General features: G+C 73.1%; 21 protein-coding genes and 1 tRNA gene. 11 read left to right on the plus strand and 11 right to left on the minus strand.

Annotated features, from left to right (window positions below; all coding sequences use genetic code 11):
• Positions 1-2: 2 nt before the first annotated feature.
• The 3 genes from BX266_RS17440 to BX266_RS17450 all read right to left on the minus strand — a co-directional run bounded on the left by BX266_RS17440 (position 3) and on the right by BX266_RS17450 (position 1,912).
• Positions 3-1,031, minus strand: coding sequence for a hypothetical protein (locus BX266_RS17440; RefSeq protein WP_099900921.1), 1,029 nt, complete (start codon positions 1,029-1,031; stop codon positions 3-5).
• A gap of 116 nt (positions 1,032-1,147) precedes the next feature.
• Positions 1,148-1,471: a thioredoxin gene (trxA, locus tag BX266_RS17445; RefSeq protein WP_099900922.1), complete on the minus strand. Its 324-nt coding sequence runs from the start codon at positions 1,469-1,471 to the stop codon at positions 1,148-1,150.
• A gap of 21 nt (positions 1,472-1,492) precedes the next feature.
• A complete protein-coding gene (locus BX266_RS17450) occupies positions 1,493-1,912 on the minus strand; it encodes a MerR family transcriptional regulator (protein ID WP_099900924.1) in 420 nt (139 codons plus the stop codon).
• Positions 1,913-2,007: 95 nt separating this feature from the next.
• On the opposite strand from BX266_RS17450, the gene BX266_RS17455 reads away from it, so the two are divergent.
• The 3 genes from BX266_RS17455 to BX266_RS17465 all read left to right on the plus strand — a co-directional run bounded on the left by BX266_RS17455 (position 2,008) and on the right by BX266_RS17465 (position 4,569).
• The gene (locus BX266_RS17455) at positions 2,008-2,811 is read left to right on the plus strand and encodes a GNAT family N-acetyltransferase (protein WP_099900926.1); all 804 of its coding nucleotides are present in this window, start codon (positions 2,008-2,010) and stop codon (positions 2,809-2,811) included.
• 166 nt (positions 2,812-2,977) lie between these two features.
• Positions 2,978-3,331 carry a YciI family protein gene (locus BX266_RS17460; RefSeq protein ID WP_099900928.1) on the plus strand — a complete coding sequence of 118 codons (354 nt, stop codon included), beginning with the start codon at positions 2,978-2,980 and terminating at the stop codon, positions 3,329-3,331.
• Positions 3,328-4,569, plus strand: coding sequence for an RNA polymerase sigma factor (locus BX266_RS17465; protein WP_099900929.1), 1,242 nt, complete (start codon positions 3,328-3,330; stop codon positions 4,567-4,569). Before BX266_RS17460 ends, BX266_RS17465 begins: the two co-directional genes overlap by 4 nt.
• Before the next feature lie 4 nt (positions 4,570-4,573).
• On the opposite strand, the gene BX266_RS17470 is transcribed toward BX266_RS17465, so the two are convergent.
• The gene (locus BX266_RS17470) at positions 4,574-5,752 is read right to left on the minus strand and encodes an ROK family transcriptional regulator (protein ID WP_099900931.1); all 1,179 of its coding nucleotides are present in this window, start codon (positions 5,750-5,752) and stop codon (positions 4,574-4,576) included.
• A gap of 160 nt (positions 5,753-5,912) precedes the next feature.
• On the opposite strand from BX266_RS17470, the gene BX266_RS17475 reads away from it, so the two are divergent.
• Entirely contained in the window at positions 5,913-6,140 is a 228-nt protein-coding gene (locus BX266_RS17475; RefSeq protein WP_259464738.1) for a hypothetical protein, read from the plus strand.
• 52 nt (positions 6,141-6,192) lie between these two features.
• On the opposite strand, the gene BX266_RS17480 is transcribed toward BX266_RS17475, so the two are convergent.
• From BX266_RS17480 to BX266_RS17490, 3 genes are read right to left on the minus strand one after another with little or no spacing between them, the layout of a single operon-like run.
• Positions 6,193-7,461 (minus strand): sugar ABC transporter permease, encoded by a 1,269-nt coding sequence (locus BX266_RS17480; RefSeq protein WP_099907988.1) that lies wholly within the window; start codon positions 7,459-7,461, stop codon positions 6,193-6,195.
• A gap of 56 nt (positions 7,462-7,517) precedes the next feature.
• Complete coding sequence (locus BX266_RS17485) at positions 7,518-8,300, minus strand: ATP-binding cassette domain-containing protein (RefSeq protein ID WP_399169856.1); 783 nt, start codon at positions 8,298-8,300, stop codon at positions 7,518-7,520.
• Between the two features lie 30 nt (positions 8,301-8,330).
• Entirely contained in the window at positions 8,331-9,431 is a 1,101-nt protein-coding gene (locus BX266_RS17490) for a sugar ABC transporter substrate-binding protein (RefSeq protein ID WP_099900935.1), read from the minus strand.
• A gap of 226 nt (positions 9,432-9,657) precedes the next feature.
• Between BX266_RS17490 and BX266_RS17495 the strand changes: the two genes are divergently transcribed.
• On the plus strand, positions 9,658-11,160 hold the full coding sequence (locus BX266_RS17495; protein WP_099900937.1) for an LCP family protein: 1,503 nt from the start codon (positions 9,658-9,660) through the stop codon (positions 11,158-11,160).
• 22 nt (positions 11,161-11,182) lie between these two features.
• On the opposite strand, the gene BX266_RS17500 is transcribed toward BX266_RS17495, so the two are convergent.
• Positions 11,183-11,728 carry an alpha/beta hydrolase gene (locus BX266_RS17500; protein ID WP_099900939.1) on the minus strand — a complete coding sequence of 182 codons (546 nt, stop codon included), beginning with the start codon at positions 11,726-11,728 and terminating at the stop codon, positions 11,183-11,185.
• Between the two features lie 369 nt (positions 11,729-12,097).
• Here BX266_RS17500 and BX266_RS17505 point away from each other — a divergent pair, with 369 nt between their 5' ends.
• The 4 genes from BX266_RS17505 to BX266_RS17525 all read left to right on the plus strand — a co-directional run bounded on the left by BX266_RS17505 (position 12,098) and on the right by BX266_RS17525 (position 19,011).
• Positions 12,098-13,417, plus strand: a complete 1,320-nt coding sequence (locus BX266_RS17505) for a cytochrome P450 (protein ID WP_099900941.1) — start codon at positions 12,098-12,100, stop codon at positions 13,415-13,417.
• Positions 13,418-13,514: 97 nt separating this feature from the next.
• Positions 13,515-16,928, plus strand: coding sequence for a BTAD domain-containing putative transcriptional regulator (locus BX266_RS40000; protein WP_259464739.1), 3,414 nt, complete (start codon positions 13,515-13,517; stop codon positions 16,926-16,928).
• Between the two features lie 157 nt (positions 16,929-17,085).
• Positions 17,086-17,757, plus strand: coding sequence for a pyridoxamine 5'-phosphate oxidase family protein (locus tag BX266_RS17520; RefSeq protein ID WP_099900943.1), 672 nt, complete (start codon positions 17,086-17,088; stop codon positions 17,755-17,757).
• A 6-nt stretch (positions 17,758-17,763) separates the two neighbouring features.
• Complete coding sequence (locus BX266_RS17525; RefSeq protein ID WP_099900945.1) at positions 17,764-19,011, plus strand: MFS transporter; 1,248 nt, start codon at positions 17,764-17,766, stop codon at positions 19,009-19,011.
• A 95-nt stretch (positions 19,012-19,106) separates the two neighbouring features.
• Here the strand turns inward: BX266_RS17525 and BX266_RS17530 are convergent, their stop codons facing one another.
• The 3 genes from BX266_RS17530 to BX266_RS17540 form a co-directional block, all read right to left on the minus strand.
• Complete coding sequence (locus BX266_RS17530; RefSeq protein ID WP_099900947.1) at positions 19,107-19,529, minus strand: hypothetical protein; 423 nt, start codon at positions 19,527-19,529, stop codon at positions 19,107-19,109.
• Between the two features lie 160 nt (positions 19,530-19,689).
• Entirely contained in the window at positions 19,690-20,406 is a 717-nt protein-coding gene (locus BX266_RS17535; protein ID WP_099900949.1) for a DUF6585 family protein, read from the minus strand.
• 214 nt (positions 20,407-20,620) lie between these two features.
• Positions 20,621-20,694, minus strand: a tRNA-Gly gene (locus BX266_RS17540).
• A 158-nt stretch (positions 20,695-20,852) separates the two neighbouring features.
• Between BX266_RS17540 and BX266_RS17545 the strand changes: the two genes are divergently transcribed.
• Entirely contained in the window at positions 20,853-21,074 is a 222-nt protein-coding gene (locus BX266_RS17545) for a hypothetical protein (protein ID WP_099900950.1), read from the plus strand.
• Positions 21,075-21,146: 72 nt separating this feature from the next.
• Positions 21,147-21,722, plus strand: a complete 576-nt coding sequence (dcd, locus tag BX266_RS17550) for a dCTP deaminase (RefSeq protein WP_099900952.1) — start codon at positions 21,147-21,149, stop codon at positions 21,720-21,722.
• Positions 21,723-21,743: the final 21 nt, after the last annotated feature.

Below are 21,743 nucleotides of genomic sequence, written 5' to 3' on the forward strand. Positions count from 1 at the left end.
GCTCAGACGCCGACCGCCTCCGCCATCTCCTCCTCCTCGGCGGGCTCGACCGCCGCCGGACGGGCCCGCCGGTGCTCGGTGCGGGCCGCGAGCACGAGCAGCGCCGCACCGGCCGCCAGCCAGCCGAACAGGGTGACGAGGTGGCCGCCGAACCCGGCCCGGCCGCCGAAGTACACGTGGTCGCGGACTCCCTCCAGCAGGCCCGCGCCGTTCCAGAAGGAGTGCAGGGCGCCGAAGAAGCCGTTCTGCAGGGCGGGTTCGAAGATGCCGCCGGAGCTGGTGAAGTTGAGCATCACGAACAGCGCCATCACGGTCAGCGTGTTCCACCGGCCGAGCCAGGTGTGCAGGGCGGTGCCGATCGCCACGATGCCCGCCGCGTACAGCCAGGACATCGCCCAGGTGCCGAGCAGCCCGTGCTCCACCAGGTGGAACATCGGCCCGGCCAGGGCCGCGCCGAGCAGGCTGACCACCAGCGCCACGCCGAGGCCGAGCAGCGCCCGGACCCGCATCGTCAGGGCCGCGCCGGCCGCGCCGAGCACCGCGACCGAACCGTAGGAGCCGATGCTCAGCGCCACCAGCAGGAAGAACAGGCCCTGCCCGGTGGGGTCGCCGGCCGGCAGCGGGGTCAGCTCCTGGACGGCGAGCGGCTTGCCCTGGTGCGCGGCGACCTGGGTGAACACCTTCTCGGCGGCGGTCGCCGAGGTCTCCGAGCTCGCGGTGGCGACCAGCAGGGTCGGCGCGGCGGCGTCGGGCACGTACGCGGCGACCAGGTCGCGGTCGAGCAGTTGCTGCCGGGCGGCGTCGGGTCCGGCCACGGTGGTGACGTCCAGCCCGTCGCCGGCCTTGTCCTGGAGCGCCCGGGCGAGCGGCTGGGCCTGTGCGGCCGGTCCGACCACGGCGACCTTCAGGTGGTGCGGGGCGGGGGCGTGGAAGGCGGACAGGTAGGCGACGCCCATGCCGAGGCACATCAGCAGCGGTGTGACCAGGTGGGTGAGGACGTGCCGCAGGGCGGGGCGGGACACCGCAGGCATGACAGCTCCATGGTTGGCAAGTACAACTATCGTTTAGTTGCACTTTACAACGCAGAGATGCTGCGCATCCATCCCTTCCCCCACCCTGTGGCACACCTCTCAGCCCACCCGCGGCCCTACAGCAGGTCGTCGAGCTCCCGCATCAGCCGGGCCTTGGCCCGCGCCCCCACCATCGAGCGCAGCGGCTCACCGTCCTTGAACACCATCAGCGTCGGCATCGACAGCACCCCGTACGCGGCCTGCGTCTCCGGGTTCACGTCCACGTCCAGCGAGACGATCTTCAGCTTCCCCGCCTGCTCCACGGCCATCTCCGCCAACACCGGCGCGAGCATCCGGCACGGCGGGCACCAGTCCGCGGTGAACTTCACCAGCACCGGTCCCTCGGCAGCCAGCACCTCGCTCGCGAAGTCCTGGTCGGTCACGCTCTGCACGCCACCCACGGCGGCCTCCCTCTCGGTCTCTCAGTCGCTGCCCTTCGGCCGCGCCAACTCGCAGCGCGGCTCCTCGTCCACCGCGGCCAGCGCGTCCCGCGCCGCCTCGGCCTGCGCCAACTGCGCCGCCACTTGGTCCCGGACCTCGCTCAACCGGGCCACCATGGCGTCCAGTTCACCCAGCTTCGCCCGGTACACCTCCAAGGAGGCCGGACACGAATCACCGGCCGGATGGCCGGCCTGCAGGCACTCCACGAACGGCCGGGTCTCCTCCAGCTCGAACCCGAAGTCCTGCAGCATCCGGATCTGCCGCAGCAGCCGCAGGTCCTCCTCGTCGTACGCCCGGTACCCGTTCCCCCCGCGCCGCGCGGGCAGCAACCCCCGCGACTCGTAGTACCGCAGCGCCCGCGTGGTGGTCCCCGCCCGCTGTGCCAGCTCGCCGATCCGCATGCCACGACGGTAGACCTTCACCCCGACGTCAAGGCCAGCCCACTGCGCACCGAATCTCCCCGACGACCACCCGGCAAGATCGTTACGCTCGCCTGATGACCGACCACACCACGGCCCTGCTCGCGGCCTACGACCAGCACATGCGCGGACTCGGCGCCCCCGGCGACGGCGAGACCCACGACAGCGACGGCCCGCTGCTGCGCAAGTACGGCGGCTTCCGCGGCTTCGTCACCTCCCCCGCCCCCGACCTCGGCCTGCGCGGCGAGGCCCTCGACCGGCTGATCGCCCGTCAGCGCGACTTCTTCACCGCCCGCGGCGAAGCCGTCGAGTGGAAGACCCGCGGCCACGACCTGCCCGCCGACCTCCCCGCCCGGCTGACCGCCGCCGGTTTCGTCCCCGAGGAACCCGAGACCGTCCTGATCGGCCTCGCCGCCGAACTCGCCGCCCCCACCCCCACCCCCGAGGGCGTCACCATCCGGCGCACCACCTCGCCCGCCGACATGCAGCGCATCGCCGCGATGGAGTCCGAGGTCTGGGGCGAGGACTGGAGCTGGCTCGCCGAGGACCTCACCGCCCGGGCCACCGGCTCCGACGACTTCCTCGTCCTGGTCGCCGAGACCGACACCCCCGTCAACCCCGACGTGGTCTCCGCCGCCTGGCTCACCCGCACCCCCGGCTCCGAGTTCGGCGGCCTCTGGGGCGGCTCCACCCTCGCCGCCTGGCGCGGCCGCGGCATCTACCGCGCCCTGGTCGCCCACCGCGCCCGCTGGGCCCTCGACCACGACATCCGCTACCTCCAGGTCGACGCCTCCGCCGACAGCACCCCCATCCTGCGCCGCCTCGGCATGCACCCCGTCACCACCACCACCCCGTACATCTGGACCCCGCCCACCGCCTGACCCCGCCACCCGACCCGGTCCACGGGGCCGGCCCGACACCCCGTCCGAGCTGCGAAGTCACCTCCCGCCGAAAAAATCTCGAGGTTTCTCCGCCAGCATGTAGAGAACCCCCTCCCCCGCTCCGACCACTGGACGCAAGCACACCCACCAGAAGGAAGTGGTCCCGATGAAGTACCTGCTGATGACCTACGGCAACCAGGAGAAGTGGGCGTCCCTCTCGGCCGAGGAGTGGCCCGCGGCGATCGCGCAGCAGGACGCGTTCAACAAGCGGTACCAGCAGACCGGGGAACTGCTCGGGGCGTACGGCACGGCGGACGCGGCGATGAGCCGGCTGGTGCGACGGGTGGACGGGCTGCCGGTGGTGAGCGACGGGCCGTACCTGGAGACCAAGGAGTACATGGCGAGCTTCTACCTGCTGGACTGCGAGAGCGAGCAGCGGGCACTGGAGATCGCCGCCGACATGCCGTGGGCGGACCGGGAGCCGGTGGAACTGTGGCCGATCCTGCACGAGGCCCAGTGAGCCGGGGGCCCGATGCCGACCAGGACCTGCTGCGCGAGCTCGCGCCGCAGGTCCTGGCGGCGTTGCTGCGCCGCCACCCGGGCGCCTTCGACAGCTGCGAGGACGCGGTGCAGGAGGCGTTGCTGGCGGCGGCGGAGCAGTGGCCGGCCCAGGGGCGGCCGGACAACCCGCGGGGCTGGCTGGTGACGGTGGCCTCGCGCCGGCTGGTGGACCTGGTGCGGGCGGACCGGGCGCGGCGGGAGCGGGAGGAGCGGCTGTTCCTGGCGACTCCGCAGTCGGAGTTGCTGGGGCGGGCGGCGGACGCCGGCCCGGCCGCGGACCGGGACGATTCGCTGGCGCTGCTGTTCCTGTGCTGCCATCCGGCGTTGACCGCGCCGAGCCGGATCGCGTTGACGCTGCGCGCGGTGGGCGGCCTGAGCACGGCGCAGATCGCGGCGGCGTTCCTGGTGCCGGAGGCGACGATGGCGCAGCGGATCAGCCGGGCGAAGCAGACCATCCGGTCCTCGGGGCTGCCGTTCGCGCTGCCGGCGGCGGCGGAGTCGGCGGAGCGGCTGCGCGAGGTGCTGCAGGTGCTGTACCTGGTGTTCAACGAGGGGTACACGGCGACCGGCGGCAGCGATCTGACGGTGGCTCACCTCTCCGACGAGGCGATCCGGCTGGCCCGGCTGCTGCACCGCCTGCTGCCGGCGGACGCGGAGGTGATGGGACTGCTGGCACTGATGCTGCTGACGGACGCCCGGCGGCCGGCCCGGACGGGCCCGGACGGGGAGCTGGTGCCGTTGGCGGAGCAGGACCGTTCGCGGTGGGACGCGGCGGCGATCGCGGAGGGCACGGCGCTGGTGGAGCGGGCGCTGCCGGCGGGGCGGGTGGGGCCGTACCAGTTGCAGGCGGCGATCGCGGCGCTGCACGACGAGGCGCCGGACGTGACGGCGACGGACTGGCCGCAGATCCTGGCGCTGTACGACCTGCTGCTGCGGGTGGCGCCCGGTCCGATGCCGGCACTGGGACGAGCGGTGGCGCTGGCGGAGGTCCACGGCCCGGCGTCGGCGTTGGAGGAGCTCGGCGCGCTGGAGCCGGAGCTGGAGCGCCACCACCGCTTCCACGCGGTGCGGGCGGAGCTGCTGGCGCGCTCCGGCGACCGGGCGGCGGCCGCGGCGGCGTTCCGCCGGGCCGCGGCGCTGGCGACGAGCCTGCCGGAGCGGCGTCACCTGTCCGAGCGGGCCCGCGACGTGGCCTGACGGGTCATCGGGCGGTGGCGGCGGCCACGGCGGCGTCGATCGCCCCGTGGAGCTCGGCGCGCAGGCCGAGCCGGCTGGCGCGGATGTCGACGGCTTCGGCGACGGCGGGCTGGGCGTAGCGGTCGACGGATTCGCGGATGCCGTTGACCAGGGGCGCACCGGCCTGGCCGAGTTCGCCGCCGATGACGATGGCGGCGGGGTTGAGGCAGTTGACCAGGTCGGCGAGGACGCGGCCGATGGTGCGGCCGGCTTCGCCGATGACGCGGGCGGCGGCGGGGACGTCGGCGAGCTCGCCGAGCGGCGGCAGGTCGACCGGGTCGCCGGGGCGGGCGCCGGGGGTGAGGACGTGGACCAGCCGGCGGCGGACCTCGACGATGGAGGCGACGGACTCCAGGCAGCCGCGGTTGCCGCAGCGGCACCAGGTGGCGGCGTCGGGGAGCTGGATGTGGCCGATCTCGCCGGAGATGCCGCTGGCGCCGCGGTAGATCCGGCCGTCGAGCAGGAGTCCGGCGCCGATGCCGGTGGAGGCCTTGACGTAGACCAGGTCGTTGACGGCGCGGTCGCTGCCGTAGGCGCGTTCGCCGCGGGCGCCCATCTCGGCGTCGTTGCCGACGGTGACGGGGCGGCCGAAGACCCGGCCGAGTTCGGCGGCGGGGTCCATGCCGATCCACTGGGAGAGGGTGGAGGGGGCGCGGACCACGTTGGTGCGGGTGTCGAGGGCGCCGGGGATGCCGGCGGCGATGGCGGTGATCCGGTCCAGGGTGTGGCCGGCGGCGGTGAGCGCCTGGTCGGCGAGCGCGGCGGCGGCGTCGAGGACCTCGCGCGGGTGGTTGTCGACGTCGAGGTGGGCGGTGGCCTCGCCGAGCACGGTGCCGGCGGTGTCGGCGACGGCGCAGGTGACGTGGGTGTGGCCGAAGTCGAACGCGAGGACCAGGGCGTGGGCGCGGCGCAGGGTGACGGCGGCGGCGCGGCGGCCGCGGCCGGCGGCGCCGGCGGTGGTGGTCTCGCTGACCAGGCCCTCGCCGAGCAGGTCGGTGACGGCGCTGCTGACGGCGGAGCGGGAGAGCCCGGTGAGCCGGCTGATCTCGGCGCGGCTGAGCGTGCCGTGCTCGCCGAGGACGGCGAGCAGGGTGGCCCGGGTGCGCAGGCGGCGGGCCGAGGGGGCCGGGGCGGGGGCTGTCATGCCCGGAACGGTAGCGGACCCGGAACCTGTTTTCACCGTTGAACGGATTATTTAACGTTGCCGTTGTCCTCTTGACGGACGAATTGGCCTATACCTATCGTCTACGACAGCAGCAGTACCTCATGTGCCGGTCTGAAGACGTGCCGGGAGAGGAAGGCCGATGAACGCCACCCAGAGCCGTCATCGCTGGTGCGTCGAGATCCCGCACGCGAACGAAGTCCGCGCCGGTCGCCACCTGTTCATCGTGGACGCCGCCGCGGAGGAGGACGCCCGCCGCGAGGCCATCGAACGCGCCGAGTCGGCCGAGGCCCGCCGCCACCGCCGCGATGCCGCCCTGGACCTGGCCCAGGTCACCGTGGTCCACCTCGGACTGCTGCGCCACCACTGACGACACGATCCCCCGACGGCCACCGGCCGCCGGGGGATCGCCGCGTCGCAGGTCAGGCCCGGCCGGCCGACTTCTGGGTCCGCCGCGCCAGCGAGTCGACCACCGCGGCGGCCAGCAGCACCGCGCCGGTGATCATGAACTGGATGGCGTTGCTCAGGCCCTCGATGTTCATCCCGGACTGGATCGAGCCGATCACCAGCGCACCCAGCAGCGCCGACCAGGTCGAACCGCGCCCGCCGAACAGGCTGGTGCCGCCGATGACGGCCGCCGCGATCGCGTTCATCAGCAGGTTGCCGCCGCCGGAGGTCTGCGAGGCCGACTGGATCTGCGCGGCCAGGAACAGGCCGCCGATCGCCGCCATGGTGGAGCAGATCATGAACACCGTGATCCGCACCCACGCGACGTTGATGCCGGCCCGCCGGGCGCCCTCGATGTTGCCGCCGAGCGCGAACACCTTCCGCCCGTACGGGGTGCGGCGCAGCACGAACTCCAGCACCACCACGAAGGCCAGGAAGATCAGCAGGGCCAGCGGCAGGCCCTTGTACTGGTTGAGGGTGTACGCGGCGAGGAAGCCGACCACCGCGAGCGCCACGGTGCGGATCACGATGTCGACGGTGGTCCGGTACGGGATGCCCGCGGCCCGCCGCCGTTTGGTGTCCAGCAGCGTCATCCCGAGGAACAGCAGCGTCCCGGCGGCGGCCAGTCCGTAGGCGGCGACCTGCTGCCCGAAGATGGTCGAGTACATCCGGGAGACCACGTCCTTGCCGGACATGTTGACGGTGCCGTTGGCGCCCAGGATCTGCAGCATCAGGCCGTTCCAGCCCAGGTTGCCGGCCAGCGTCACGATGAACGCGGGCACGCCGACCTTGGCGAAGAACAGGCCCTGCACCAGGCCGACCAGCGCGCCGCCGACGACCGCGGACAGCAGCGCCACCCACTGGTTGACGCCGTGCGTGACGTTCAGGACGGCGAAGATGGCCGCGCACAGGCCGCTGACGTAGCCGACCGACAGGTCGATCTCGCCGAGCAGCAGCACGAACACCACGCCGACGGCGATCATGCCGGTGCCGACGATCTGCTGGGACAGGTTGGACAGGTTCTGCGCCGACAGGAAGCTGCTGTTCAGCGAGCCGAACACGGCCCAGATGATGATCAGCGCGACCACCACCGGGGCCGAGCCGAGCTCGCCGCTGGTCAGCCGGCGCTTGAACTCGATCAGGTAGCCCTTCAGGCCCTCCTGACGGACGATCAGCCGCGGGTCGACCGCGGGGGCGGCCCCCGCGGCGACCGGGACCGGGGCGTTGACGCCGCCGGTCGGCATGCTGTCCTCGGGCAGCGGGCGCCGGTGCGCGTCCTCGGGGTCGGGAATGTTGCCGCTCACAGGCTGCCGCCCTCTCCACGGGCCCGACGGCGCGTCACGGCGTTGTCCGTGGCGCCGGTGATGGCCGAGATGATCTGCTCCTGGTTGGTCGACCGCTTGTCGAAGACCCCGTTGTTGCGGCCCAGCCGCAGCACCGCCACGGTGTCCGCGACCGCCATCACGTCGGCCATGTTGTGGCTGATCAGGATCACCCCGAGGTTCTGCTCGCGCAGCCGCTCCACCAGGTCGAGCACCTGGGCGGTCTGCTCGACGCCGAGCGCGGCGGTCGGTTCGTCCAGGATCACCACCTTGGGCGAGCCGATCAGCGCGCGGGCGATCGCCACCACCTGGCGCTGACCGCCGGAGAGCGAGGCGATCGGGATCCGCACGCTGGGGATGCGGATGGAGAGGGTGTCCAGCAGCTGCCGGGAGCGCCGCTCCATCCCCACCTCGTCCAGCACCAGACCGAACTGCTTGAGCTCCCGGCCGAGGAACAGGTTGCCGACCACGTCCAGGTTGTCGCAGAGCGCGAGGTCCTGGTACACGGTGGCGATGCCCAGGTGCTGGGCGTCCTGCGGCCGGTGGATCGCGACCGGCCGCCCCTCCCACTCGATCACGCCCTCGTCCGGCTGGTAGACCCCGGCGATGGCCTTCACCAGGGTCGACTTCCCGGCGCCGTTGTCGCCGACCAGCGCGACCACCTCGCCGGTTCGGACCTCCAGCTCGATGTCGGTGAGCGCCTGGACGGCGCCGAACCGCTTCGAGATCCCGCGCAGGGCCAGTACGGTCTCACCCGCCACCGCGATCAACTCCTCTACGGTCGACGGTGCTTACTGGAGGCCGGCGGCCTGGCAGGCCGAGGCGTAGTCCGGGGTGCAGATCTGCTGGACGGTGTACAGGCCGTCGGCGACCACGGTGGTCTTGATGTTGTCCTTGGTCAGGACCGTGGGGGCGATCAGCAGCGAGGCGACCTTGGTGCCGGAGCCGTTGGTCGAGGTGGTCGGGCTCAGCGACGGCTCCAGGCTCTTGCCCTGGGCGAACTGCACCGCCATCGCGCCGGCCGCGTCCGCCTCCGGCTTGTACGGCTTGTAGATCGACATCGTCTGGGTGCCCGCCAGGATCCGCTGCACCGCGTCGAGCTGGGCGTCCTGGCCGGTCAGCGGGACGCTCAGGTTGGCCGCCTTCAGGGCGGTGGCGATGCCCGCCGCCATGCCGTCGTTGGCGGAGTAGACGCCGACCACGTTCGGGGCGCCGATCGCGGTGATCGCGGCGGCGGCCTCCTGGTTGGCGGTGTTCGGGTCCCACTGCGGGGTGTCGTACTCCTTGCCGATCTTCAGCTTGCCGTCCATCGCGGCGTGCGCGCCGGCCTTGAAGTCGGCGGCGTTCGGGTCGGTCGGCGAGCCGTTGATCATGATGATCTGGCCGGCCGAGGCCTTGTCGCCGACCGCGGCGACCAGCGCCTCGCCCTGCAGCTCGCCGACCTTGTGGTTGTCGAACGAGACGTAGGCGTCCACCGGGCCCTGGGCCAGCCGGTCGTAGGCGATCACCTTGACGCCTGCGTCGTGCGCCTTCTGCACCGAGGACTGGATCGCCTTGGAGTCCACCGCGTCCAGGATCAGCACCTGGTCGCCCTTGGTCAGCGCGGTGTCCACCTGGGTCTGCTGCGTCGTCGCGTCCTGGTTGGCGTTGTAGTAGTCGATCTGGGCGTTCGGCGCCAGCGCCTTGATCTTGGCTTCGATCAGCGGCTTGTCGAACTGCTCGTACCGGGTGGTCTTGGTCTCCGGCAGCAGCAGGCCGATCTTCACCGCCCCGCCGCTGCCGGAGGCCCCGGACGCACCGGAGGACTGCTTGGCGCTGCCGCAGGCGGCCAGCCCCACGGCGAGAGTGGCCGCGAAAGCGGCGACGGCGATCCGACGGAGACCGGTGTTCATGGAGCTGCCCTCTTCCCTATGGATTCCGCCCCCGTCACCGAGTGTGATAACCGTTGGCGAACACCACGATCGGGGCTGCTCCGAGCGGGTGGCGGAAGTCCCCTCGGCGGCCCACTCGGGGCCCCGGGGGAACGGGTGTGACTTCACCGGACCGGATTTGTATGCTTCGGTGAACCTCTACAACCATGTAGAAGTTCAAATCGGTGCCAAGGGCTGAGGGGACGTCATGTCTGCACGCAGGGCGGGAGCCCACGGCACCGTGCCCACCCGAGGACGCCGGGGCCGCCGGATCGCCCTGTGGACCACCTCGACCGTGGTCGTCCTCGCCGTGCTGGCGGCCGGGCTGGTGTACTACCGGCTCAACGGCAACCTGAGCACCTTCGGCTCGGACGGCGTCAGCAAGGACCGGCCCGACGCCGCCTCCGCCGACGCCCAGGGCCGGGTCCCGGTCAACCTGCTGCTGATCGGCTCCGACTCGCGCGACGGCGCCAACAAGGACCTCGGCGGCGGCCAGGACGACGGCGCCCGCTCGGACACCGCGATCCTGCTGCACGTCTACGCCGACCACCGGCACGCCGTCGGGGTGTCCGTCCCGCGCGACTCCCTGGTGGACGTCCCGCCCTGCATGCTGCCGAACAAGACCTGGACCAAGCCGCAGACCGACGTGATGTTCAACAGCGCCTTCTCGGTCGGCAACACCGCCCAGGGCAACCCGGCCTGCACCCAGAACACCGTGGAGAAGCTCACCGGCCTGCGCATCGACCACACCATGGTGATCAACTTCCAGGGCTTCGCGGACATGACGAAGGCGGTCGGCGGCGTCGACGTCTGCCTGCCCAAGGCCGTCTACGAGGGCGACCTCGACCCCAACCTCGGCCGCCGCGGCAAGCAGCTGTTCAAGGCCGGCCACCAGAGCATCGCCGGCCAGCAGGCCCTGGACTACGTGCGGATCCGGCACGGGCTCGGCGACGGCTCCGACATCGGCCGCACCAAGCGCCAGCAGGCCTTCCTCTCCTCGCTGATCAAGTCCGTCAAGGCCAAGGGCATGAACCCCGTCGCGCTGCTGCCGCTGGCCGACGCCACCACCAAGTCGCTCACCGTGGACGAGGGCCTCGGCTCGGCGCAGAAGCTGGTCGACTTCGCGATGTCGCTGAAGGACGTCGACCTGCACGACGTCAAGTTCCTCACCGTGCCCTGGCGCTACCAGGGCGAACGGGTCGCCCTGGTCCACCCCGACGCCGACCAGCTGTGGGCCGCGCTCAAGGCCGACCGCACCCTGGACGGCCAGGACACCACGCCCGCCTCCGCCGCCCCCTCGTCCAGCCCCAGCGCGTCCCCCGCCGCCACCGTCGACGGCGCCGGCATCCGGGTCGCCGTCTACAACGGCACCGCCACCGCCGGGCTGACCGGCCGGGCCGCCGAGGCCCTGGAGGCCGCCGGGTTCACCGTCACCGGGCGGGCCAACGCCGCCTCCCGCACCCACACCGCCACCCTGGTCGAGTACGGGCCCGGCGAGAAGGCCGAGGCCCAGAAGGTCGCCGCGCTGTTCCCCGGCGCCACCCTGGAGGCCGGCACCCGGGCCGGGATCTCCCTCACCCTGGGCGCCGACTACGCCGCCGGCCGCGGCGCCACCGCCGCCCCGCCCGTGCCGACCGGCCCGCTGCCGACCAGCGTCAGCCAGGCCCGCTCCGCCGACGACGACGCCTGCTCCGACCTCACCTACGGCTGACCGCCGCCGGGCTGACCCCGCGTCAGCCGGCGCCCGGCAGCAGCCCGTCGAGCAGCGCCCGGCCGTGCTCCCAGTCGCCGAGGCCGGAGTCGGCGTTGATGTGGCCGAGCAGCCCGACGTCGACCAGTTCGGCGCCGAGCGCCGCCGCGGTGTCCTCCGCGTAGCCGAAGGCGCTGTACTTGTCGTTCCGGCTGGCCACCACGACGGTGCGGAACGGCAGCGGGGCGGGGCGCGGCCGGTCGAAGCCGGCGGCGTCGACCGGGAAGGCCGGGCCGTGCGGGTCCGGAGCGGCGACCAGCAGCGCGCCGACGATCCCCTCGTCGGCGTGGTCGGCGGCCCACTCCACCACGGTGGCGCAGCCGAGGCTGTGCGCCACCAGCAGCTTGGGCCCGGTGATCGCGCGCAGGGCGGCGTCCAGGTCGGCGACCCAGTGGTCGCGGACGGGCTCGTCCCAGGAGGCGTGCTCGACCCAGACCCCGGCGGGGTCGGCCGCGTGCCAGCGGTACTGCCAGTGCGCGGGGGCCGAGTTGCCGATGCCCGCGAGGTACACGTGGGTGATGGGTTCCATGGTGGAGGCCTCGTGCTCGACGCCCGCCGAACGGTGCGGGCAGCGGATCGGGAGTCGGCGCTGACCCCGGGGAACGTTGCCGCACCCTAGCGGCCGGCCGGGCGGGCCGACGCCGTTTCGCGGGTCCTTCTCGCCTGTCGAGACAGCACCCGGTATCCAGACCGGAACGCCGATGGATCGTGCAACTCCCTTATGGGAGGCGCTAGTTCCGATCGACCCCGGGTGCCGGGCACCGCGCGGTCCGCCGGTAGCATGCACGCGGCGTGTGCACCCGGACGCGCCCCGTGTCGGCGTCCCCCGAGCCGCCCGTCGTGCCCCACCCGCCCGTCCGCCGAGTGCCGGACCGCGCCCGCCAGGAGCCCCGCAGTGATGGACGCACGACCGCCGGCCCCCGCGGCCCCACCCGCGCCCCCGGCCCGGCCGGACCGACTCCCGCTCCACGGACCGGAGTTCGCCGCCGACCCGGACGGCCACTACCGGCTGCTGCGGCAGTACGGTCCCGCCGCGCCGGTGGAACTCGCCCCCGGCGTGGACGCCACCCTGGTCACCGACTACGCGGCGGCGCTGACCCTGCTGCAGGACCCGGCGACCTTCCGCAAGGACCCGCACCGCTGGCGGGCGCTCAACGAGGGCGCGGTACCGCCCGACAGCCCGGTGCTGCCGCTGCTCTCCTACCGGCCGAACTGCATGTTCACCGACGGCATAGCGCACATGAGGCTGCGTCAGGCTGTCACCGACAGCATGGCGCGGATCGACCCCGGACGGCTGGCCCGCACCACCCGGCAGGTCTCCGACTTCCTGATCGGCCGGTTCGCCCACCGCGGCTCCGCCGACCTGATCACCGGCTACGCCAGGCAGCTGCCGCTGTTCGTCTTCAACGAACTGTTCGGCTGCACCGCCGACATCGGCGACCGGGTGCTGTTCGGCATTTCCGGCATGTTCGACGGCGTGAACGCCGAGCAGGCCGCGCAGGTCCTGTTCGGCGCCGTCGGCGAGCTCGTCGCCCTCAAGCGCCGGCAGCCCGGCGAGGACGTCGCCTCCTGGCTGATGTCGCATCACCACGCGCTCACCGACGAGGAGCTGGTGCACCAGCTGGCGCTACTGCTCGGCGCCGGCGCCGAGCCGCTCGGCAACCTGATCGGCAACACCCTGCACCGGCGGCTCACCGACCCCTCCTACGCCGCGGGCGACGCGCTGCTGGACGAGGCGATCGAGGACACCCTCTGGGAGAACCCGCCGATCACCAACCTCGCCCCGCACTACCCCGCGGTCAACCTCACCATCGGCACGCAGCGGGTACGGGCCGGCGACCTGGTGCTGATCGGCTTCGCCGCCGCCAACACCGGCCCCGAGCTGACCGCGCAGCGCCAGACCGGCAGCCGCGCCTACCTGTCCTGGAGCGCCGGACCGCACGCCTGCCCGTCCAAGGACCCGGCCCTGCACATCACCCTGGCCGCCCTGGAGAACCTGTTCGACCGCCTGCCCGATCTCGAACTCGCCGTCCCCGAAGCCTCGTTGAGCTGGCGGCCGGGCCCGTTCCACCGCGCCCTGAGCTCCCTCCCCGTCCGCTTCACCCCCGCCGCCCCGGCCCCGCCCGCCCCGACGGCCGCGCCTCCCCCTCCCGCGCCTGCCGCGACCACCGGCAGGCCCGGACGGTGGAGCCAGTTCCTGAACCGGCTGACCGGCTGACCCGGGCGGTGGTTTGCCCGGTGCCGGAGGCCGGGCCACACTGATCGTCCGATCGCCGGACGTGGGGGGTGCGATGACGGAGCGGACGCCGACTGCCGTGCCACCCCCGGACGACGGCCCGGGGCTCGACCTCGGCGCGCGGCTCCGCGCGTTCCGCACCCGGGCCGGGCTCAGCCAGCAGTCCGCCGCCACCCGGGCCGGCCTCAGCACCAGGGCGCTGCGCGACCTCGAACGCGGCCGGGTCCGGCAACCCCGGACCCGCACCCTGCGCCGGCTCGGCGAGGTCCTCGGGCTCACCGAACCGGAGCTGACGGACCTGCAGCTCGCCGTCCGCACCGGCCCGCCCGCCGGGGCCGCGCTGCCGCACCTGCTGATCCTCGGCCCGCTCGCCGTCCAGCACGGCCGGGCCACCACACCCGTCACCAGCCCGATGCTGCGCCGGCTGCTCGGACTGCTCGCCCTCCAGCACCCGGAACCCGCCACCCGGCAGGAGATCACCGACACCCTGTGGCCCGCCGGCCCGCCCGACTCCCACCAGAGCCTCGTCCACACCTACATCAGCCAACTCCGGCGGCTGCTCGAACCCGCCGGCCCCCCGCACCCCGCCGTGGTCCGCACCCCCACCGGCTACCGGCTCGACACCCCCCGCCGCGGCACCGACCTCGGCCGCTTCGACGAACTGCTGGCCCGCACCACCTCCCCCCAGCACCCGCCCGACCCCGGCACCGCCTTCGAGACCCTCACCCGCGCCCTGCACTGGTGGCGCGGCCCGGTCCTGGCCGACGCCGACCCCGCGCTGCGCCGCCACCCCGCCGCCGTCGCCGCCGGGGAACGGCGCATCCGGGCCGCCCTGCTGCACGCCGACACCGCCCTGCTCCTGCACCGCGCCGACCGGTCCGTCCCCGTCCTGCGCGCCCTGACCCACACCGAGCCACTGCACGAAGGCCTGCACGCCCGCCTGATCCTCGCCCTCGCCGCGGACGGCGAACAGGCCGCCGCCCTGGACGTCTTCACCCGCCTGCGGACCCGCCTCGCCGAGGACCTCGGCGTCGACCCCGGCCCCGACCTGCGCGACGCCCACGTACGCGTGCTGCGCCGCCGGTTCCCCACCCCTGGCCCCGCACCCGCCGGCGAGCCGATCAATCCCGCTCTCCGACCCACCCAACCGCCGCCCGCCGCAGCCGATCCGTCCGGACGCCAGGCCGAGCCACACGCACCGCTCCCCGCCACCTCCCCCAGCGACCCGCCGGGGCTTATGTCGCATCCGGCCCAACTGCCCTCCGGCTCGGGCGATCTGCCCGGACTCCAGGCCGACCTGCCCGCCCCGCTCACCGCCACCGCCCCTGCTTCCGAAGCCCTCGGAGAGCCGCCGCGTCTCGCCTTCCGTCCGGCCCAACTGCCGGCCGCCGCCGACGATCTATTTGGACGGCAGGGCGAGCTGCACGCGCTCGACGCCTTGCTCCCCGGCGGCCCGACGCGGCGCGTCCACCTGCTCGCCGTGGTCGGCCCGCCCGGCGTCGGCAAGACCGCCCTCGCCGCCCACTGGGCGCACCAGCGACGCGCCCACTTCCCCGACGGGCAGCTGTACGTCGACCTGCGGGGCCACTCCCCCCTCCCGCCCCAGCACCCCGGCGACGTCCTCGCCGCCTTCCTGCGCGCCCTCGGCGTCCCGTCCGAGCGCCTGCCCGCCGACCAGGACGAGGCCGCCGCGCTGTACCGCTCGGTGGTCGCCGACCGCCGGATGCTCGTCGTTCTCGACAACGCCCAGGACGCCGCCCAGGTCCGGCCGTTGATCCCCGGGGCGCGGGGCTGCGCCGTCCTGGTCACCAGCCGCAGCCGGCTGGCCGCCCTGGTCGCTGGCGACGGCGCCCGCCGCCTGGCCCTTGACGCCCTCGGCGCGGAGGACGGCGCCCGGCTGCTGGCCGACGTCCTCGGCGCCTGCCGGGTGGCGGCGGAACCCGAAGCCGCCCGCCGCCTGGTGCGGGCCTGCGGCGGACTGCCGCTGGCCATCCGGATCGCCGGAGCCCGGCTGGCCGCCCACCACGGCGCCTTCACCGGCCACACCGAACCGACCGCCCCGACCGCACCGACCTCATCCGCCGGACACACCGAGCCCACCGGACCCACCGAACTCGCGGGCCTCGCCGCACTGTCGGGCGAGGAACTGCTCGACCGGCTGCACCTCGACGGCGACCGGAACGCAGCCGTCCGCGGGGCATTCGACCTCTCCTACCGCGCCCTGGCCGCCCCCGCCCGGCGAATGTTCCGCCTGCTCGGCCTGGCCCCCGGCCCCGCCGTCACCGCGGAGGCCGCCGCCGCCCTCGCCGACACCTCCGCCGCCGAGACCACCGCCCTGCTCGACACCCTCGCCGACGGCCACCTGGTGCGCCCGCACCCGGCCGACCGGTACGAAATCCCGGGTCTGCTGCGCCCGTTCGCCCGCAGCCTGGCCGACCCGGCGGAGGCCGGACCGGCCCGCCATCGGCTGTACCGGCGCTATCTGCGGCACCAGGGCCCGGCAGCCTGGCCGGACGGCGAGCGCGCCGACCTCGCGGACGCCGCTGTCCAGGCGTGCGACACCGGATCGACCACCGTGGCCCGGAAGTTGGCGGAGCGCCTGTCCGCCGCCGGCGCCCCCGCCGGATCCGACCGGCGCACCACCGCGCACCCGGAGGACATCAGCACGCTGGGCCTGATCTGCTGGAAGCTCGGCCGGCTGGACGAGGCCGCCGAGCACTTCGCCCACGCCGCCCGGCTGCTGCACGGGAACGCCCCGGCCGACCGGGAGGCAGTCGCGCTCACCAACCTGGCGGTGGTCCGGCGGGCCCAGGGCCACCCGGCCGAGGTGATCCGGGCGCTCGGCGAGACCATGCCGCTGCACCGCCGGTGCGGCAACCGGTTCAGCGAGGCGGTGGCGCTGAACTGCCTCTCCGCCGCCCACACCGACCTCGGCGACCACGCGGCCGGCCGGCTGCTCGCCCACAACGCGCTCACCACCGCCCGCACCCTGCGCAACCGGGCGCTGGCCGCAAGCGCCCAACTCGCTCTGGCCGCCGCCCACGAGCGCGCCCACCGCCCTACCGACGCGGTCGCCGCGCACCGCGAGGCCCTGCACCTGGCCGAGGCCTCCGGCGACCGCTACCCGCAGGCCGCCGCCCTCGCCGGACTCGCCCTCGTCCAGGCCGGAGCGGGCGAGCCGCGGGCTGCCGTGCGCGCCGCCGAACGCGCCCTGGCGCTGGCCCGGGAGGCCGGGTACCGGATGCTCGAAGGCTGCGCGTCGACCGCCCTCGCCCTCGCCCGCACCGAGTCGGGCGACTCGCAGGGCGCGCTCGGCCCCGCCCACGAGGCGCTGGCCCTGCACCAGGACACCGGCCACCGCACGGGCGAGGCCCGCACCCACCTGGTGCTCGCCCGTGCGCACTCCGCCCTCGGCGCGGCCGCTCCGGCGGTCGGTCATCGGCGCGAGGCGCTGCGACTGTCCCGCGCGATGGGCGGCGTTCCGCTCCGCTGACCGCTCCGGCAGTTCCCGCTTTCTGCCGGTCCCTCACATCTCTCCAGCTCAGGGCCGGTCATGGGGCCCCAGCTGCCTGTGGTTCGGATCCGGCCTCCGGCACAGGCGGACTCCTTACGGTGGTCGCACCCGCCGCCCCCGTCCCCGAGGTGACACCTTGAGCCGCTACGACCAACTCGCCCGCACTCCCTCGGTACGCCGGGTCCAGCAGGAGATGGGCAGCGCCGCCGCGGCCGACCGCCGCCTGCGCGAACCCGCCGACGACCCGGACCCGCTCACCGGGGCAGAGACCGCCTTCATCCGCAGCCTCGACAGTTTCCTGCTCGCCACCGTCAACGAGACCGGCTGGCCGTACATGCAGCACCGCGGCGGGCCACCGGGCTTCGTGCACGTGCTGGATCCGCACACCCTCGGCTACCTGGACGTCCGCGGGAACCGGCAGTACCTCACCACCGGCAACCTGCGCGCCGACGACCGGGTCTCGCTGTTCTTCCTCGACCACGCGCGGCAGGCCCGGCTCAAACTGTTCGGCCGGGCCACCGCGACCCCCGCCGACCGGGACCCGGCGCTCACCGAACGGCTCGGCTCGCCGCGGACCGACGGCCGGATCGAACAGGTCGTCACCATCCGGGTCGAGGGCTTCGCCTGGAACTGCCCCCAGCACATCACCCCGCGCTTCACCGAGCGCGAACTCTCCGACGCGCTCGCGCCGATCCGCGAGCGGCTGACCCGACTGGAACGGCTGGAGCAGGAGAACGCCGCGCTGCGCGCCGAACTCGCCGCCGCGCGAGCGGAGTCCGCCGCCGCCCGGACCGCGTCGGAGGGCTGAACGACCGTGCCCGACAGCCTGACCGCCGACCCGCCGGTCCACTCCCCCGCCGCCGAACCGGCCATCTGGTCCCGCAACTTCCGCCGCTACTTCGTCGCCCGCAGCGCCGGCCTGCTCAGCTGGGCGATGCTCCCGGTCGCCGTCTCGGCCGGCCTGCTGGCCGGCGGCCACGGCCTGGACACCGCGGGCTACGCGATGGCCTTCCTGGTCGCCCCGTTCGCCGGACTGGTGCTGTTCGGCGGCGTCCTCGCCGACCGCTACACCGCCCGCCGCATGATGATCGTCGCCGACCTGGCCAATCTCACCGCGCACGTGCTGCTCGCCCTGCTCTTCCTGCACGGCATCGACCACCTGTGGCAGCTGTACGCCCTGCTGGTGGTGGCCGGCACCGCCAACGCCCTGTTCCAGCCCGGCGCTTCCTCCACCGTCCCGCTGGTCGCCCGCGACGTGCAGGGTGCCAACGGGGTGCTCCGCACCTCCGAGGCGATCACCGGACTCGGGGGGCCCGCCCTGGCCGGCGTGCTGGTCGGCTTCGGCTCCACCGGCTGGGTGATGGCACTCTCGGCGCTCGCCTACGGCACCAGCGCCACCTGCCTGTGCGCGCTCCGCCTGGGCGCCGTCCCCGCCCCGCCACCCGGCCGCGGCCTCTGGCACAACCTCGCCGTCGGCTGGCAGGAGTTCCGCTCCCGATCGTGGCTGTGGGCCGTCATCCTGATCTGGATGGTCTTCGCCGTTCTCTCCTGGGGCCCCCAACTCTCGGTCGCCGCAGGGGTCGTCGTCCCCGCGCACGGCCCCGCCGCGTTCGGCCTGATCAACTGCGCCCTGGGCGCCGGCACCGTCGTCGGCGGCCTGCTCGCCATCCGGTGGAAACCCCGCCGCCCGCTCGCCGCCGGCGCCGCGGCCCTGCTCGGCTATCCGCTCTACCCGCTCGCCATCGTGCTGGACAGCCCGGTCTGGCTGCTCGCCGCCGCCCAGATCCTGGTGGGCACCGGCATCGGCGTCTGGGGCGTCATGTGGGCCACCAGCGTGCAGACCCAGGTCCCCGGCGAAGTCCTCAACCGGGTGCACGCCTACGAGGTCGCCGGCTCGGTCGGCCTCTACCCGCTCGGTTCCGCGCTGGCCGGCCCCGCCGCGCACGCCTTCGGCACCACCCAGGTCCTGCTCACGGGCGTCGCCGTCGGCCTGCTGACTCCCGCGGCCCTGCTCCTCACCCGCCCCGTCCGCACCCTCCGCCGGACCTCCGACCGCACCTGAAGCCCCGCGCGCGGTCCGACGACCGAAAAGAGACCGGCCGGAAAAGCGCGCCGCCCGTTCCCGGGCGGTGCGCTCCTCCGGCCGACCGCTCCGACCTACTTCTTCGGCGTCAGGCAGAGAACGAACTTGTCGCTCCCCAACTGCTGCGCCAGGGCGTCGAACTCGTCGCCGCACGCATTGGTGTCGAAGCTGTTGTCGACGATCTTGGACACCTCGTGGGTGGCCTTGGCGTCGCCGCAGCCGACCGTCTCGACCTTCGGGTCGTTGTCACTGCCGGTCACGGAGACGCACTCACCGACCTTGGCGTGCACCGGCTTGTCCGACATCGCGTAGCCGATGCCCAGCTTGACGGCCAGGATGACGAGGCCGACCGCGACGACGCCGAGGACGGAGAGCACCTTCTTGCCGAGGCCACGCTTGGGGGCGGCGGCAGCGGCCTGCTGCGCCTGGGCGTACTCGAACGGGACGCCGGCCGGCGGCTGGGTCGTCGGGTCCTGCGGAGCCTGCGGGGTGGTCATGGAGTCCTCTTCGCGGTCACGATGGGTGAATTGCAACGCGCACTTTATCTCTGCCCGTTCCGACCCAAATCCGACATGACCCCCAATATCGGCCGAGCGTCATTCAAGTGAAATGCTAAGAGTCGATAACGATCTGACGTGCCGGCGCATTGACATTCCGTCAGCTCGCCGAATGGGCCGAACGGAGCCGGTCGACCACCTCAAGAAAAACGAAGAAGTTCGGAATCTTGCTCACCGGGGTGTTGGACCAGGCCAGCAACTTTCCGGCCTTCGCCACGAACACCACCCCCTGCTTGACCTCCACCCGCTGGATCTCGCCCCAGGACACCCCGTCCCGCTTCACGGTCGCCATCCCGCCGGCATTGACGGTGATGTCACCGAACCGCGCCGTCCCGCCCTGGCGCAGCAGTTCCAGCACGCCCGGCAGCTGGACCCGGGTGACCTCGTGCTGGATGGCCACGCCCCAGACCTCCGGGTCCGCGTAGAACCCGGTCAGTTCGAGCGCCCCGTCCTGCTTCACCAGCGTGTACTTGTACCTGGTGCCGGTGTACACGCCGTTGACGTACCGCCGGGTGATCTCCTGGAGGACCGTCATCGCGTCCCACCGGAACGCGACCGGCCGCCCCGACCGGTCACTCGCCACCAGCCCGTGCTCGAAGCAGTGGATCCGCTTCGCCGCCTCCTTGCCGTTCAGGTTCGGCGTCTTCATCAGCCGCCAGATGAAGAACACGCCGGGCAGCACGAACAGCGCCAGACCCACCAGACAGAGCAGCCCCAGCCCGAACAGCGCCCCACCGCTCGCCCGCTTCGGCAGGAACGACGCCCGCAGCTCCCCCAGCCCTTCGGCGGCCGCCAGCGCCGCAACCTCTCCCGACACCCGATCCTGATCCTGATCCTGATCCTGATCCTGAACCGGAGGGGACTGCACGTCTGCCACGGAGGTGCCTCTTTCAGCCTTCAACGACGAAGAAAACCGCAGGTCGACCACAGACCGGTCGAACGGACGAGCGGGATGCTACTGGCAACACCCCCGCCCGAGAATCGGGCACACAAAAAAACAAGTCCCAGGTCATCGACCTGGGACTTGCCATTGGAGCGGGCGACGAGAATCGAACTCGCGCTCTAAGCTTGGGAAGCTCATGTTCTACCATTAAACTACGCCCGCATCTGATGAACCGTCAGTGACGGCTCGATCAAGGACCACTGTACCCCATGGTGCGCGGTGGTGAGCGCAGGGTTTTCGGCGGCGGCGAGCCTCGTGGGGTGGTGTCCGGTAGATCCCCTAATGTGACGCTGTCCGGCGGAACTGTGGGAAGGGGACCGATGGAGCAGCGCACCGTGGTTCGTTGTGCCGAGGGGCACGTGTTCAGTACGGCGGCGTTTCCGATGCAGCATCTGCAGGCGGGCCGGCTCGGGCCCGGGCGGTTGCTGCGGTGTCCCAGGTGCGGGCGGTTGCGGAGTTCGGTGCCGACCGACGTGTCGGAGCTTTCGGCGACCCAACTGGCGCACGGGCTGCGGCTGGAGGCGGTGGAGTCGCCAGCCTGAGCGGTCGGCGGCAGTGGTCCGCGGGGCGGGCGCTTTTGGGGCGCCCGCCCCGCGGCACGTACGCTCGGGGGCGTGCTGCTCTCTGACAAGGACATCCGTACCGAAATCGACAAGGGACGGGTCGTGATCGACCCGTTCGACCCGTCGATGGTTCAGCCGTCGAGCATCGACGTCCGACTGGACCGCTTCTTCCGGGTCTTCGAGAACCACCGCTATCCGCACATCGACCCCTCCGAGGAACAGCCGGACCTGACCCGGCTGGTGGAGCCGGAGGGCGACGAGGCGTTCATCCTGCACCCGGGCGAGTTCGTGCTGGCGTCCACGTACGAGGTGATCACGCTGCCGGACGACGTGGCTTCGCGGCTGGAGGGCAAGTCCAGCCTGGGCCGGCTCGGCCTGCTGACGCACTCGACCGCGGGCTTCATCGACCCGGGGTTCAGCGGCCACGTGACGCTGGAGCTGTCGAACGTGGCGACGCTGCCGATCAAGCTGTACCCGGGCATGAAGATCGGCCAGCTCTGCCTGTTCCGGCTGTCCTCGCCGGCCGAGCACCCGTACGGCTCGGGCCGCCACGGCTCCCGCTACCAGGGGCAGCGCGGCCCGACGGCCTCCCGGTCGTACCTGAACTTCCACCGCAGCGAGGTCTGAGGCCCGAGCGGCAGAGCGCAG

The sequence above is a fragment of the Streptomyces sp. TLI_171 genome (genome assembly GCF_003610255.1).
GTDB lineage: Bacteria > Actinomycetota > Actinomycetes > Streptomycetales > Streptomycetaceae > Kitasatospora.

Coding starts and splice junctions, on each gene's coding strand:
- BX266_RS17440 (WP_099900921.1), bottom strand. CDS start 1,031: ATGCCTGCGGTGTCCCGCCCCGCCCTGCGGCACGTCCTCACCCACCTG.
- BX266_RS17450 (WP_099900924.1), bottom strand. CDS start 1,912: ATGCGGATCGGCGAGCTGGCACAGCGGGCGGGGACCACCACGCGGGCG.
- BX266_RS17455 (WP_099900926.1), top strand. CDS start 2,008: ATGACCGACCACACCACGGCCCTGCTCGCGGCCTACGACCAGCACATG.
- BX266_RS17460 (WP_099900928.1), top strand. CDS start 2,978: ATGAAGTACCTGCTGATGACCTACGGCAACCAGGAGAAGTGGGCGTCC.
- BX266_RS17470 (WP_099900931.1), bottom strand. CDS start 5,752: ATGACAGCCCCCGCCCCGGCCCCCTCGGCCCGCCGCCTGCGCACCCGG.
- BX266_RS17475 (WP_259464738.1), top strand. CDS start 5,913: ATGAACGCCACCCAGAGCCGTCATCGCTGGTGCGTCGAGATCCCGCAC.
- BX266_RS17480 (WP_099907988.1), bottom strand. CDS start 7,461: ATGCCGACCGGCGGCGTCAACGCCCCGGTCCCGGTCGCCGCGGGGGCC.
- BX266_RS17490 (WP_099900935.1), bottom strand. CDS start 9,431: ATGAACACCGGTCTCCGTCGGATCGCCGTCGCCGCTTTCGCGGCCACT.
- BX266_RS17495 (WP_099900937.1), top strand. CDS start 9,658: ATGTCTGCACGCAGGGCGGGAGCCCACGGCACCGTGCCCACCCGAGGA.
- BX266_RS17500 (WP_099900939.1), bottom strand. CDS start 11,728: ATGGAACCCATCACCCACGTGTACCTCGCGGGCATCGGCAACTCGGCC.
- BX266_RS17505 (WP_099900941.1), top strand. CDS start 12,098: ATGGACGCACGACCGCCGGCCCCCGCGGCCCCACCCGCGCCCCCGGCC.
- BX266_RS17530 (WP_099900947.1), bottom strand. CDS start 19,529: ATGACCACCCCGCAGGCTCCGCAGGACCCGACGACCCAGCCGCCGGCC.
- BX266_RS17545 (WP_099900950.1), top strand. CDS start 20,853: ATGGAGCAGCGCACCGTGGTTCGTTGTGCCGAGGGGCACGTGTTCAGT.